The 13,804-nt window shown below is 42.3% G+C and carries 16 protein-coding genes; all 16 read right to left on the minus strand.

From position 1 onward, the window contains the following. Positions 1-766 precede the first annotated feature (766 nt). Complete coding sequence (locus BU200_RS07070) at positions 767-1,084, minus strand: DUF1292 domain-containing protein (protein ID WP_075099512.1); 318 nt, start codon at positions 1,082-1,084, stop codon at positions 767-769. 10 nt (positions 1,085-1,094) lie between these two features. Beyond that, positions 1,095-1,514 carry a Holliday junction resolvase RuvX gene (ruvX, locus tag BU200_RS07075; RefSeq protein WP_075099513.1) on the minus strand — a complete coding sequence of 140 codons (420 nt, stop codon included), beginning with the start codon at positions 1,512-1,514 and terminating at the stop codon, positions 1,095-1,097. Continuing rightward, a complete protein-coding gene (locus tag BU200_RS07080; protein WP_075099514.1) occupies positions 1,514-1,780 on the minus strand; it encodes an IreB family regulatory phosphoprotein in 267 nt (88 codons plus the stop codon). The genes ruvX and BU200_RS07080 overlap by 1 nt, the downstream gene beginning before the upstream one ends. Before the next feature lie 186 nt (positions 1,781-1,966). Then, entirely contained in the window at positions 1,967-2,365 is a 399-nt protein-coding gene (gene spx, locus BU200_RS07085) for a transcriptional regulator Spx (protein WP_075099515.1), read from the minus strand. A gap of 242 nt (positions 2,366-2,607) precedes the next feature. Beyond that, entirely contained in the window at positions 2,608-3,753 is a 1,146-nt protein-coding gene (gene recA / locus BU200_RS07090; protein WP_075099516.1) for a recombinase RecA, read from the minus strand. 35 nt (positions 3,754-3,788) lie between these two features. Then, positions 3,789-4,991, minus strand: coding sequence for a competence/damage-inducible protein A (locus tag BU200_RS07095; protein ID WP_075099517.1), 1,203 nt, complete (start codon positions 4,989-4,991; stop codon positions 3,789-3,791). 301 nt (positions 4,992-5,292) lie between these two features. Next, a complete protein-coding gene (locus BU200_RS07100) occupies positions 5,293-5,526 on the minus strand; it encodes a hypothetical protein (RefSeq protein ID WP_142237031.1) in 234 nt (77 codons plus the stop codon). A gap of 156 nt (positions 5,527-5,682) precedes the next feature. Continuing rightward, the gene (locus tag BU200_RS07105) at positions 5,683-5,997 is read right to left on the minus strand and encodes a hypothetical protein (protein WP_075099519.1); all 315 of its coding nucleotides are present in this window, start codon (positions 5,995-5,997) and stop codon (positions 5,683-5,685) included. Between the two features lie 16 nt (positions 5,998-6,013). After that, positions 6,014-6,238 carry a hypothetical protein gene (locus BU200_RS10960; protein ID WP_135052223.1) on the minus strand — a complete coding sequence of 75 codons (225 nt, stop codon included), beginning with the start codon at positions 6,236-6,238 and terminating at the stop codon, positions 6,014-6,016. A gap of 301 nt (positions 6,239-6,539) precedes the next feature. Beyond that, positions 6,540-6,743 carry a hypothetical protein gene (locus BU200_RS07110; RefSeq protein ID WP_075099520.1) on the minus strand — a complete coding sequence of 68 codons (204 nt, stop codon included), beginning with the start codon at positions 6,741-6,743 and terminating at the stop codon, positions 6,540-6,542. Positions 6,744-6,829: 86 nt separating this feature from the next. Further along, entirely contained in the window at positions 6,830-7,381 is a 552-nt protein-coding gene (locus tag BU200_RS07115) for a DNA-3-methyladenine glycosylase I (RefSeq protein ID WP_075099521.1), read from the minus strand. Positions 7,382-7,390: 9 nt separating this feature from the next. Next, complete coding sequence (gene ruvA, locus BU200_RS10785; RefSeq protein WP_089503559.1) at positions 7,391-7,981, minus strand: Holliday junction branch migration protein RuvA; 591 nt, start codon at positions 7,979-7,981, stop codon at positions 7,391-7,393. Positions 7,982-7,993: 12 nt separating this feature from the next. Beyond that, positions 7,994-9,958 (minus strand): DNA mismatch repair endonuclease MutL, encoded by a 1,965-nt coding sequence (mutL, locus tag BU200_RS07120; RefSeq protein WP_089503560.1) that lies wholly within the window; start codon positions 9,956-9,958, stop codon positions 7,994-7,996. Positions 9,959-10,130: 172 nt separating this feature from the next. Continuing rightward, the gene (locus BU200_RS07125) at positions 10,131-10,580 is read right to left on the minus strand and encodes a DUF3021 domain-containing protein (protein WP_075099522.1); all 450 of its coding nucleotides are present in this window, start codon (positions 10,578-10,580) and stop codon (positions 10,131-10,133) included. After that, the gene (locus tag BU200_RS07130) at positions 10,577-11,020 is read right to left on the minus strand and encodes a LytTR family DNA-binding domain-containing protein (RefSeq protein WP_075099523.1); all 444 of its coding nucleotides are present in this window, start codon (positions 11,018-11,020) and stop codon (positions 10,577-10,579) included. The genes BU200_RS07125 and BU200_RS07130 overlap by 4 nt, the downstream gene beginning before the upstream one ends. A 238-nt stretch (positions 11,021-11,258) precedes the next feature. After that, the gene (gene mutS / locus BU200_RS07135; protein ID WP_075099524.1) at positions 11,259-13,796 is read right to left on the minus strand and encodes a DNA mismatch repair protein MutS; all 2,538 of its coding nucleotides are present in this window, start codon (positions 13,794-13,796) and stop codon (positions 11,259-11,261) included. Between the last annotated feature and the right edge of the window lie 8 nt (positions 13,797-13,804).

Raw genomic sequence — 13,804 nt, forward strand, 5'->3', positions numbered from 1 at the left:
AGTAAATTATTTGAGTATGAACTATTGAAATAACAAGAAAGACGATTTCCTCTTGGAAGTCGTCTTTTTTTTTGATGCTGTCGAAATACTACATATTGTGTTTGGTGTAAACTGATATATAGTTCCCAAAATTAAAATCTGGAACTGGCTAAAACTGAAACAGTCATGTCCCAAAGAGGAGCACACTTGACACGAGTTGCACTCATTTTATTTCCAACCTTCAGCAGTCTATGCCTAGACTGTGCGACACGAGTTGCACTCGTTCTATCTCCTACCTCCAACAATCTCTCCTCAGATTGTTGGAGCAGGTAGAACTCTGTTCTTTCTTGTTTTAAGAAAACTAGCTAAAAACCTCCACTGGAGCTTTTTACTCAGCAAGGAGAGTTAACGGAAGTAATAAAAGTAAACTGAGCGACTATATTTCTAGTGACTATTAGCTTCTATCGTATTTTTAAACAAAAAGAGAGCGGCTACACCACTCTCTTATCTTCTATATTGGAGACCAAAAATTCCTGCCCTTCCTGAACTTCTAGGGATAGGATTAAAATAGCCCGGACTGCTTACTCTTTCAAACTTCCAAAAGCAAGGCTAAAAACAACCATTACCAACTACCTGCCTCTCTAAACTTCAAGGACAGGGCTAAAATAGCCCACTGGGCTACTTACTCTTTCAAACTTCCAAAAGCAAGGCTAAAAACGGACACTACCTAACTACCTGCCCTCTCTAAACTTCAAGGGGCAGGGCTAAAATAGCCCACTGGGCTATTTTACTCCTCCATAAAGCTGTTGAAGACTTCTTCGATCATATCCCATTCAGCTGTTGCATCTTCAGGGATTGGTTGGAGATCCCCTTCCGTGCCATTTTCATTCTCAATGTATGAATAGGCTTGAATCTCAACTTCGCCGTTTTCATCTTCTTCTGCGCTCGTAGGAATGAGAAGAACGTAATTCTTGCCAAACTCTTCTTGACCATCAATGGTCAAGAGAATTTCAAATAAGGTTTCATTCCCATTATCATCTACTAGGGTGATAAACTCACGTTCATCATGGTTATGATCGTGATCATGTTCGTGATTATGTGCCATATGTTACTCCTTAAAATGTTCGATCTAAATAATTTTGCAAAATGAGCTGTGCAGCCAGCTTATCAATCACTTTCTTCCGTTTCCCGCGACTGACATCTGCTTGCTCAATTAACATGCGCTCCGCAGCTACTGTTGTTAAGCGTTCGTCTTGATACTTGACTGGCAAACCATACAGCTCTGCCAACCGATCACCATAGGCTTGACTTGCTTCAACACGTGGCCCACTGGTATTGTTCATGTTTTTGGGCAGGCCTACGACGAATGTGTCAACCTTGTATTGCTGAACCAATTCTGTTAGACGGTCAAATCCAAACTCGCCTTTCTCCTCATCAATCGGAATAATTTCTAATCCCTGCGCTGTGAAGCCAAGAGGATCTGAAATCGCTACTCCGACCGTCTTGGAACCTACATCCAATCCCATTATTCTCATCAGAGGTCAATCCCATTTCCCTTCAAGTAAAAACGTACCAATTCTTCTACGATTTCATCCCGTTCATACTTACGAATTCGGTTACGCGCATCATTGTAACGAGGGATATAAGCTGGATCTCCACTCAATACATATCCTACAATTTGATTGATTGGATTGTAGCCCTTCTCATCAAGAGAACGATACACATTTGTCAAGGTTTCGCTGATTTCTTGCTTATTGACATCATCCAAACGAAAACGAACAGTTTCTTCTGTGAATCCCATACTTACACCTTCTTTCTTTATTCTATTAGCTTATTATACCATATTTACTCTGTATTATCAATGATTCGACCTTATATTACAACCTATTTCACAAACTTTTACTCACTCAATTTTATTCTTACGAATCCTACCGCAAAAAAAGTTTGACTCAAAAAATCAAACTTTTTTCTTATGTGTATCTGTACTTCACAGGGCTGCACGTAAACGAGCTTGTGCATTCTCCACATTGCGTACAGAACGAGGTAGAAAAGCACGGATGTCGTCTTCTTTGTAACCCACTTGAAGGCGCTTCTCATCAATCAAGATCGGACTTTTCAAGATACGTGGATTTTCCGTAATCAACTCAATGACTTCGTTGACACTTAAATCCTCAATATCGCAGTCAAGATTTTTAGCATATCGATTTTTAGAAGATACAATACTTGCAATCCCATTTTCTGTCTTGGTTAGGATATTTAGAATCTCTTCCTTGCTGATCGATTCTTTTCCCAGATTATGCTCATTATATGATAACTGATGAGCATTGAGCCAATTTTTCGCTTTTTTACAGCTCGTACAGCTTGAAACTGTATAAATTTTAATCATGTAGTCTCTCCTTTGCTACATTTTCTTAAACAAATTATACTACATTATACCATAGAAAAGCTTCAGCCTAAAGACCTATTTTTCACTTTTTGTCTCATTATTTTGTAAAATACTGTAAAAACATTCGTAATATGGCATCTTTTTAGACAAAAAGAGGGCGAAATGGAACTTCGCCCCCAAAATTAGACACATTCTCTAACGATTGAGGTATCTTTATCTCAACCTCTCTATTCCAATCGTCTTTAATCTTCTAATTCAATCCCGCCATCCAAATCAAGAACAACATCTTGAATATCTGCCGAAACCTCTGTTTTTTCAACCGTTTCAGCTGGCTCTGTATCTTCAATCAAGCCATAGTGCACACGGATTTTACGGTCAATTTCAGCAAATACTTCTGGATGGTCTTCCAAGTATTTCTTGGCGTTTTCTGATCCTTGACCAATCTTCTCGTCATTGTAAGAATACCAAGCCCCAGCTTTTTTGATGATTCCCAGATTGCTACCAATCTCAACCAATTCACCTGTTTGCGAGATACCATGACCATACATAATTTCCACAACGGCTTCCTTGAAAGGAGGAGCGACCTTATTTTTTACAATTTTAACCTTAGTTTCCTTACCAACGTTGGTATCCTTTTGATCACCGCTCCCCTTGATTTGAGTGTTCCCACGAACGTCCATACGAACAGACGCGTAGAATTTAAGCGCACGTCCACCAGGGGTTGTCTCAGGATTTCCAAACATCACTCCGACTTTTTCGCGCAATTGGTTAATAAAAATGGCAATTGTCTTAGTCTTATTGATGGAAGCAGACAGCTTACGCATGGCTTGGCTCATCATACGAGCCTGCAAGCCGACATGGCTATCACCGATTTCTCCATCAATCTCCGCACGAGGCACAAGGGCTGCGACCGAATCGACAACCACAAGATCAACGGCACCTGAATCAATCAATTTACCAGCAATTTCAAGCCCCTGCTCTCCAGAGTCCGGTTGGGACAGGAGCAATTCATCAATATTAACACCTAACGCTTGAGCATAGGCAGGATCAAGGGCATGCTCCGCATCAATAAAGGCTGCAATGCCTCCTTCTTTTTGCGCTTGAGCAACCGCATGAAGAGCCACTGTCGTCTTACCTGAACTTTCAGGACCGTAAATTTCAATAATCCGTCCTTTCGGATAACCACCAGCTCCCAAGGCAATATCAATTGACAAACTACCTGAACTCATAACCTGTACTTTTTGATCAGCACGCTCTCCGAGGCGCATGATAGCCCCTTTACCAAAATCCTTTTCAATCGTTTTTAGGGCATCATCTAGAGCTTTCTTACGTTCATCACCAAATTTTTTGGTGATGTCTTCTAATTTTTTACTTGGTTTTTTCGCCAACTTCTTTTCTCCTCTACTTCTAGTTTCTTAGCTCATTATAGCAAATTTTCATGGTTTAACAAAATATTACGCATACCATCCAGGGCATGCAAACAGGCTATCTGGCGCATGTGTTGTGCCGTGTAGCCCCCGACCTCAACTTCTGTGATGCTCACCCGACCATTTAAGCAAAAGGCGATCAGATAGCTTGCCATGGTATTATCAACCTGTGATTCCGACTTTACTCTCCCTAACAAGGCGAGACCTAAATCCGCTCCTACATCTTTACAGATGAAATGCGCTAGTTCTTCTGCCTTTTCAGCGCTTATCTCCATATCACTGACCACTTGACCACCTTTAAATAGTTGACATTCTTGTAAACCAAGTGTCAAGTCTGCTTGTAACAATCCTGCCGTCATATTTTCCACAATTGCAAAGCTAGTCCCTATTGCCTCTAACTTACGAGCCACCACCTTAGACAAGCTATTGTCCTCACCGTATCCGTATAAACACCTAGCAAGATGTTCTCGAGCCAGAATCTCTCTTTCCAATCGATCCAACTTCTTATTAGCACTCTCCTCATCTTCAGCCTTTGTAGATAACCGCAAGGTGACTTCTCCTATCTTGGCATAGGGCGCTAAGGTTGGATCAGTCTGATTTTCAATTAAATCAGCTAAAATTGTCACCAACTGGCTTTCACCAACTCCAAAGAAACGTAGGACGCGAGAGTATAATTTCTGGTTTGAATGCAGCAATAAAGGCTGTAAACTTTCTGTAAACATCGCTTTCAACTCACTCGGTGGACCCGGGAGTACAACATAGGTCACACCGCCCTGCTCAATCAGTCCACCCACTGCTAGACCTGCCGGATTGTGGAGCGCCGTGCTTCCTGCTACTAACTGGGCTTGTCGCTCATTATTCGGAGTACGCACCCGACCTTTTCTACTTGCGAAAAAGCGGTCTAATTTATCCAGTGCTGCTTGATCAAAGACCAATTCTTTCCCTAAAAACATAGCAAGGGTCTGTTTGGTTAGATCATCTTCTGTTGGCCCTAAGCCACCACAGAGAACGACCAAATCACTGCGCTTACAAGCAATATCCAAAACAGACAAGAGGCGCCTTGTATTATCACCTACTGCCGTATGAAAAAAGACATCAATACCTATTTCAGCAAATTTTTCCGATAAAAATTGAGCGTTGGTATTAACAATTTGCCCTGTCAAAATCTCGGTCCCAACTGCAATCAATTCTGCTTTCATATAAACCTCCTTACCTTATTATTCGTAATACGCTACAAAAATCACATTCAAACCAAGAAACAAAAATAGTTGACATGAATTTCCCTCGCTTTATCCCCAAACTTCAACAGCTATCTCTCTTTTTCCAAGATTTTTACCTATCTTCAATGCGTTTGTCTTTGATTTTTATCAAACCGAGAAATATATAGCCGTTTAGTTTATTTTTAGTACCGGGGTACAGCAAGACGAGTTAACGAAGTAATAAAAATATAAATTGGGGACTATAATTTGGTGCAGACCAGTCACTACCGTCTGCATTAACTTATTTAATGAAGCACTCAATGATAGCTCCTGTTACTTGGTCTCGACCAGGAGCATAGATATTTCTCCACACAACTGGACTACCTTGCCATTTCTGTGGGTTCACTTTCATAGTCGGAACATCCGTAGCTGTTACCAGTGATTCAACACCATTTGTCCGTTTATAAAGAGCAAAATAAACATCCGATTTTTCTGCTAAGAGATTCTCTCCTGCCCATTCTTTATTCACTTGCACAGTCTGAACATACTCTGGCACTGTAGAACGTTTCGTATTGGTAATGGTAAATGGACTGGCTTCTGTACCACTTCCCTGAGTAGGTGATATAGTATATCCATCTAGTTGTGTTAGTTCTTAAACGGTATAGTCAGAAAATTCTCCTGACAAGTCATCCTATTGAACAGTTGCTTCACTCTGGCCAGCTTGAGTTTGTATAACTTTAGCTTCACCAATAGCTTCGCCTGTTTGTTTATTTTTCAACTGGAAGCTAATTTCTGGTTTGATAGCAATGTCGTCTGCTTTGTCCCAGACTTTTTTTGCAAAAATAGAAATCTTTTTCTTAACAACTGGTACATCTGTTCCAGTATCTTTGCTTATAAAATTTCCACCAAGAAGGTTTTGATAAGTTGCCTTGGCACTGTCGATATTTGGCTTAGAGCCGTCTGTACGATAGATATCCAAAGTTGAATTTGCTGGTGGAGTTTCCAAGGAGCCCCTTGACCAATCAAAGCCATAAATACAGCCTTTTCTTCAGCTGTAAAGCCAGTGATTGGTGATACATCCGCAGATGGAAAATCCTTATGACCTGTAAAATACCAGACAGCATATTGGTCACCCGACGGAAGACATCATCACTTAGACCGTATTTTGCTTGTAAACGAGCTGCATCATTTCCAAAACCATTGTAAATAACTTTTAAAATGGCTACTTCTAAATCAGCACCTGTCAATGCTTCTGAAGCCGCTAAGTCAGCAAAAGTATCGGCATTTCCTAATTCTTTTTATATTTTATTCCTTCGTTATTCGGCCATTCAGAATGTAATTAAAACAGTAAACAACTCGTTCTTCACTTGTTGCTGTATCCTGACATAGATAGGGTTACTGTAGTCTACCGAATCAGCAGCAAAGACCTTCGAGCTACCTAGTGGCACGATTTGACCGATAAAGAGCAGCTACAGGCTTAACCAAGTATAAACATTTTTCGTTGTAACTTTGTTCATTATTTCTCCTCTCATAATGTGTTACGTTCCACTATTTAAACTTTTCATTTTCTGATGCTCTCCCTCTCAAAATCACAACAAAAAAAGAAATAACGGAACAGTATTGAAAATATTTTTTAAACAACTGATAAACATGCGCCTCAAAAATAGTTCTTTCTACCAACAAAAAATTCATGATGATCGTAAGAATGCCCGCTTCTAGTCGCTTGGTTTTACTTACTTGACCTACGGTCACAGTTCTTCCTCAGTTTATAGCCGTCAGAAAAAACTGTCGAGCCAAAATCCTTCAACAGTCCATCTTAAAATGCTTTTCAGAACTATTTAATGGGCGAAGCATGCCACTTCGTGATCGTTGACAAGACCTGTCGCCTGCATGTAGGAGTACACACAGACTGGTCCAACGAAGGTGAAACCTCGTTTTTTCAAGTCTTTAGATAATCGTTCTGATAAACTCGTCTTACTAGGAACTTCCCGATAATCCTTGACAAGGTTGTCAATCGGTGTAAAGTCCACCCATGACCAGAGATATGCCGCAAAAGTGCCGTATTCTTTCTGAAGTTTGAGAAAGGCTTGGGCATTATGTCGCGTGGCAAATATCTTGGCCCTGTGGCGAATAATGGCAGGATTTTCTAATAATTTTTCCAGCTCCCTATCCGACATCTCTGCGACTTTTATCACATCATAATCATAAAAAGCTTGGCGAAAGGCTTCCCGCTTATTGAGAACAGTCTCCCAGGATAGACCGGCTTGATAACTTTCCAGACAAAGGAGTTCAAAAAGCCTCTGGTCTTCTTCAACAATTCGTCCCCATTCCTGATCATGATAGGCGATATACAAGGGATTGTTTTCTTTGACCCAGCCACAACGTTTCATTCATTTCACCTATTTCATTAACATCTTGAGAGCTGACTTAATGTAATTTTCAGCTGTATCTGTTGTTCCTTCAAAGAACTTCTTCAGCTTCTTCAATTCAGCCGGTCGATACCCTAAGGCTTCCATTGCCTCCATCGCCTCGTCAAGAGCAGTACTATCCGCTTCTTCAAGCGCAACACTTGGAAGCTCTGCCTGTTCGGAGAGAACAAACTTGCCTTCCAAATCTAGCACCATCTGCTGGGCAGTTTTTTTACCGATCTTTGGAAACTTGGTCAGATAAGTAATATTTTTTTGTTCGATTGCTCGCACCAATCCGTCATTATCATCAACTGCAATGATAGCGAGAGCCGTTGTCGGACCGATCCCCGAAACCGAAATCAGACTCAAAAAGACCGATTTTTCCGCCTCTGTCCGAAAACCGTACAGGAGATGCGCATCTTCTCGGATAACTTGATGGGTGTAAACTGTTACCTGCTGATTCATAGCTCCTGAATAGGCGTAGGGATTGGCAACCTGTAAGATAAAGCCAATTCCCCCTACTTCAACAACAATATACTTAGCATTTATCTTGGTTAGTAGCCCCTTAATATAATCGTACATATTCTCTTTCTCCTAATACTTACCTAGCTCCCGCAAACTGGTATGGTTTTCTTGAATCCGTCGGAACATTTTCTCCATATCTGACGTTGTAAAATGAACAAGGACCGGTCGTCCGTGTGGACAATTATAGGGATTTTTACAGGTCGCTAATTGACGCAACAAATGGCGAGCGGAATAATCATCCAAGGAATGATTAGCCTTGATCGATCGCTTACACGACATCATAATCGCTAATTCTGCTCGATAGCGCTTGATCGATACCTCATCTGTCAACAAGAGCATGTCGCACATCTCATAGACAGCTGATTCAATCTCATCCTCCTTCATCCAAATTGGATGCTCTCGCAGAATGAATTGATTGACACCATACTCTTCTAAGTTGACACCAACTTGACACAAGGCGTCTAATTTTTGCTTGAGCGACAGGGCATCATTTGCAGGGAAATCAAAAATGTACGGAACTAGAAGCTGTTGGGAAGAACTATCTACATTTCCAATGCTATCACGGTATTCTTCATACTTGACTCGCTCTTGAGCTGCATGTTGATCAATGATATAAAGACCTGACTTACCTTGTGCAAAGAGATAGGTACCGTGCATTTGACCAAAGTATTCCAACTCGGGAAACATTGAGCTTTCTTCATTTTCTAATCGATCGGCTAATGTTGCTAATTCTTTTCTTCCCAGACTTGGATGCTCTAGATCATCTACTGATATTTCTTCTCTCTGAGCAAATTTGATATTGACAGGTTTGTCAAGCTTATTGTCAATATGATCGTCAATAGGTTTGTCAACATCCCTGTCAAGCTCTTTGACAGAAGCAAATTCTTTGATTTCCTCAGAAACAACTGGAGGTTTGACAAAGAAATCCTGTCGAACGGTATCATAATATAGATTGCTTTCTTTTAAGGGAAGGGTTACTTGCTCGCTCTTCACCTTGGTTCGGGTACTTGACTTAGCGAGATTCTCCAAGGCATCTGGAATCAAGTCTTGCTCCTTGAGCGCAGCTGCAATCGCCTCACGAATGAGGCTCATCAATTCCTTTTCTTTGGAAATCCGCACTTCCTGCTTGGTCGGATGGACATTGACATCCGCCAAGTAAGGATCAATCTGAATAGCAATCACTGCCAGTGGAAAACGACCGACCATAAGTTTGCTTCCGTAGCCATCTAAAATAGCACGATTGAGCAAGAAATTCTTGATATAACGCCCATTGATAAAGATACTAATGTAATTACGGTTAGCCCGCGTCAATTCTGGCAAGGACACATATCCCGATACTTGAAAATCTAAATCCTCTGCTGCAATCTCAACCATTTTCTTGGCTGAAGCAATACCATAAACACCTGAAATAGCCTGACGAAGATTTCCCGTACCCGCTGTTTGAATCAACTCTCGCCCTTCATTTATCAAGCTAAAAGCAATTTCAGGATGAGCCAAGCTCAACCGATTGACCACGTCCACAATATGGGACAATTCCGCCTGTTGACTTTTCACATACTTGAGCCGAGCAGGCGTATTGTAAAACAAGTCTTCCACAGCAATTCGTGTACCGACAGGTCGACTGACCACTTCTTCTCTCGTCACTTGCCCCGCCGCTGCTTCAAGGACAAGACCATGAACGGCCGCTTCTGTCGCAGTCTCGATCTGGATCCGACTGACAGAGGCGATAGACGGTAGAGCCTCTCCACGAAACCCCAAGGTACGAATACGGAACAAGTCAGATTGACTTTTAATCTTACTGGTTGCATGACGGCGAAGGGCTAGGGCTACCTGATCAAGAGCAATTCCTTCTCCATTGTCGCTAATTTCAATTTTTTTAAGTCCTGCCTCTTCGATACTGATACTAATTTGACTAGAGCCTGCATCAATTGCATTTTCCACCAATTCCTTAACCACACTAGCAGGGCGCTCAATCACTTCTCCTGCTGCAATCTGATTGGCTAGAACTTCTGGTAATTCAATAATAGTTGCCATAATCTTATTCCTGTCTTTCTAATGACCCTATTATACCATAAAGGGTGATGATTTGAGAGGATACAAGGGAAGCCGGTGGAGAACGACACGAGGTACGCATGAAAAAAATGCATGTAACTATTTCTAGCTACATGCATTTGGCGTGTGGAAAACAAGTCCCTATATATGAAAACTATTCTCTTCCTAATTCTTGGTTAATCGTTGTAATCCGCTTTTTCATGGATTGGTAATTGATCAAGAAGATAAGAAGATAGATGATGACAAAAAGAACTTCAAAGAAAATAAGCCAAAAAAGATTGAGTGGAAACCAGCCTGCCAGTATGGCTAGAGAGGTAAAGCCGATAGCAGTGATAAGAAAGTGGACAAAAGTCATCTTAGCCAAACTCCAATCCTGATCGAATATCTGCTCTGCTACTTGAAATAATAGGCCAATCGCAGCCCAGATGAGAACAGAAATTCCCATAATCTCCACCAGATTGAAATGGCTTAGATAATAATGCCCCATAGTAGACGAGGGATTGAGTGGAAGATAGGTACCACGTCCAAAACTAGCAGACATGACAAGCGAAATACTCAAGCCAATGGTGATGCCCAAACTAGCAGAATAAAGATAACGTTTCATAGGTGTAAAGCCTCCTTGATAGTTTTAAGATAGCGACGTGAGGAATAGGTCACATCGTTATTGTCTAAGACAAGTTTCACCAAGCCATTCGGGGTCAATTGCAGGTGATCTAGCTGCTTTAGATTGATGATTTCTGACTGGGAGATCTGCAAGAAATACTCCGGCAACATCTCCTTGACCTGATACAGTCGTAGAGAGGATTGGTAGCAGGTATTGTTTGCCTTGACCTGCAATACGCGGTTTTCCAGATAAAGTCTGGTAATAGTCCTCCACTCAAGAAGATAGACCTCTTCTCCTCTTCGCACCGTGAGATTTGTCGGGTGTCTATCCAACTGTTTTGCATAAGCAACCAAGTCTGAAATCTCCTGGGTCATACTACGCGCTTCAATCTGTATCTGATCCTCCGCAAAAGCTGGATTGATAGCTACTCTTACGTCCATAAAAACTCCTTTCTTGCCTCTATTAAACACCACTTGCTAGCAAAATTCAACAGCCATTGCCTATCTGGCAGTAGAAGATGTCTATGTGGTTGTTTTTATTGACTAATACTCGTCAAAAATCACTCTGTCAGCACCCCCCATTACATTCAAACTAGACGCTCAAAAAGGCACCGCTGCTTCAGCTTTCGCTGATGACAGTTGTGCCTTTCTTTAATCGAAATCAAAATACTCTTCGTCATTACAGTAACTTTTTCAACTCCGCTAGGGCGTTCATGGCTTCGAGCGGGGTCATGCTGTAAACATCAAGTGTTGCTAGCTGCTCTAGCGCTGGGTGTTGCTCTGTAAAGAGCTCCAATTGCCCAAGCCTTTCTGCCTCTGACGGGGTGACTTGTGCCATTTCTTGCGGTAGTTGAACCTGATTTTCCAAGGACTTCAAAATGGTATCTGCCCGCTTCAGTAATTCATCAGGCATACCAGCAATTCTCGCCACATGAATCCCGTAGGACTTGTCCGCTGGGCCTGGTGCGATCTTATGGAGGAAGGTTACCTGACCATCATTTTCCAAGGTCGAAACATGAACATTCTCCAAATGAGCCAAGGTTTCACTCAAGTCCGTCAATTCATGATAGTGGGTCGCAAAGAGCGTTTTTGCGCCAATACGATCATGAATATATTCGATAATTGACTGGGCCAGTGCCATCCCATCATAGGTCGCTGTTCCACGTCCCAACTCATCAAAGAGAATAAGGGAGTGTTTACTAGCCAAACGGACCGCCTTATTGGCTTCCATCATCTCCACCATAAAGGTGGACTGCCCGCTCACCAAGTCATCTGCTGCCCCAATCCGAGTGAAAATCGCATCAAACATCGGCAAGGTCGCATGTTCTGCCGGTACATAAGACCCCATTTGCGCCATGATCACAATCATGCCTAACTGACGCATATAGGTAGACTTACCACTCATATTTGGACCTGTAATCAGCTGCATATTGGTCACTTCATCAAGGAGAATCGAGTTTGGAATATAGGTTTGTTTGCCCATGACTTTTTCAACGACTGCATGGCGGCCCTGCTCAATGGTCAATTGACGACTATCGGTAAAATGTGGGCACACATAGCGCTGGTTTTCTGCCACAACAGCAAAGGATTGAAGCACATCAATCGTCGCAATAATCCGTGCCAACCGCTGCAAGCGGCTAATGTATTTTTCCACCTCTTGACGGATACGCATGAAAATTTCATATTCCAGATGGGCTGATTTGTCACGCGCCTCAAGCATCTGCCCCTCAATCTTAGCTAATTCCTCCGTACCATAGCGCTCTGAATTTTTCAAGGTCGCCTTACGGAAAAAATGATCTGGGACATTGTCAAGGTTTGAATTGGTCACATGGAAATAGTAACCATCCTTTTTGTTGTAATCAATTTTCAGATTGTTAATCCCAGATTTTTCCCGCTCCTTGGCCTCAATTTCGGCAATCCAGCCCGTCCCTTCCCGCATAACCAAGCGGTATTGATCCAAGGTCGCATCAAATCCTGTCTGGATAATATCTCCGTCTGTAATTGACCCTTGAGCATCTGGAGCAATTGCCTCACTAATCAAGGCATGGAGTTCTGGAATAGCATCTAGTCCTGCAATCAATGGTGCAAGGGCAGGCTCATTTATCTGCTCTAAAATAGCCTTAATCGCAGGAACATTCTCTAGGGTATGAGCCAGTTGGAGCAAGTCTTTGGGCAAAGTTTTCCCAAAGGAAACACGGCTTGCCAAGCGCTCGATATCATAGACACCTTTTAAGCTCTCGATCAGGTCGCTACGCTCGAAGAAGTAATCTAGGAACACCTGTACAACGCGCTGACGCGATTCAATTTTTGTCCGATCGATTAACGGACGGTCAATCCAAGAACGCAACAAGCGCAAGCCCATAGCTGTCTTGGTCTCATCAAGGAGCCAATACAGACTGCCGTGTTTCTTGCCTGTCCGAGCATTTTCCAACAAATCGAGACTGGACTTGGTGGCATAGTCCATTTGAAGGTAGTCCTTAATCTCATAGTGTTGAACCTTTTGCAAGTGAACCAAATCACGCAACTGCGTCCGAAAGACATAGCTGAGTAGCTTTCCTGCGGCATTTTTTTCTACTTCAATCAAGGAGGCATCAATCAGCTGCACATCATCAACTACCGCATCCTCATAGGACAAGAGAAGGTTCATCTGACCGGTCAGAATCTGCTCTTCCTCTTCTGACAATTGGTAGCCAATGACCAATTCACGCGATCGCAAATTGCGGATCTCTCCGCACAAACTCGTAAAATCATCTAGGCTGGTCACAAAGAACTGACCTGTCGCGACATCCATATAAGATAAGGCGTAGGTTACTCCCTGACGCTCAATAGCGACTAGGAAATTGCTCTCTGACCCGATCTTTGATGAATCCACAACAGTTCCAGGAGTGATAATTTGTACCACTTCCCGCTTAACAACACCAACGGCTGTCTTTGGATCTTCCACCTGCTCTGCAACTGCCACCTTATGTCCCAGATCGACCAAGGTATCAATATATTGCTGAGCTGCATGATAAGGTACACCTGCCATTGGAATCGGGTTTTCCGCATTGCGATTGCGGCTGGTCAGAGCCAACTCCAAAATCTGCGCCGCCTCTACCGCATCATCATAAAATAACTCATAGAAATCACCCATACGGAATAGTAAAAAAGCATCTGGATAATCGGCTTTAATATCCAGATACTGCTGCATGCCGGGTGAAATTTTTTCTTTTGTCATCTCGACCC

It is taken from the genome of Streptococcus acidominimus, from assembly GCF_001921825.1.
GTDB lineage: Bacteria > Bacillota > Bacilli > Lactobacillales > Streptococcaceae > Streptococcus > Streptococcus acidominimus.

Coding starts and splice junctions, on each gene's coding strand:
- BU200_RS07070 (WP_075099512.1), bottom strand. CDS start 1,084: ATGGCACATAATCACGAACATGATCACGATCATAACCATGATGAACGT.
- ruvX (WP_075099513.1), bottom strand. CDS start 1,514: ATGAGAATAATGGGATTGGATGTAGGTTCCAAGACGGTCGGAGTAGCG.
- BU200_RS07080 (WP_075099514.1), bottom strand. CDS start 1,780: ATGGGATTCACAGAAGAAACTGTTCGTTTTCGTTTGGATGATGTCAAT.
- spx (WP_075099515.1), bottom strand. CDS start 2,365: ATGATTAAAATTTATACAGTTTCAAGCTGTACGAGCTGTAAAAAAGCG.
- BU200_RS07095 (WP_075099517.1), bottom strand. CDS start 4,991: ATGAAAGCAGAATTGATTGCAGTTGGGACCGAGATTTTGACAGGGCAA.
- BU200_RS07115 (WP_075099521.1), bottom strand. CDS start 7,381: ATGAAACGTTGTGGCTGGGTCAAAGAAAACAATCCCTTGTATATCGCC.
- ruvA (WP_089503559.1), bottom strand. CDS start 7,981: ATGTACGATTATATTAAGGGGCTACTAACCAAGATAAATGCTAAGTAT.
- mutL (WP_089503560.1), bottom strand. CDS start 9,958: ATGGCAACTATTATTGAATTACCAGAAGTTCTAGCCAATCAGATTGCA.
- BU200_RS07125 (WP_075099522.1), bottom strand. CDS start 10,580: ATGAAACGTTATCTTTATTCTGCTAGTTTGGGCATCACCATTGGCTTG.
- BU200_RS07130 (WP_075099523.1), bottom strand. CDS start 11,020: ATGGACGTAAGAGTAGCTATCAATCCAGCTTTTGCGGAGGATCAGATA.
- mutS (WP_075099524.1), bottom strand. CDS start 13,796: ATGACAAAAGAAAAAATTTCACCCGGCATGCAGCAGTATCTGGATATT.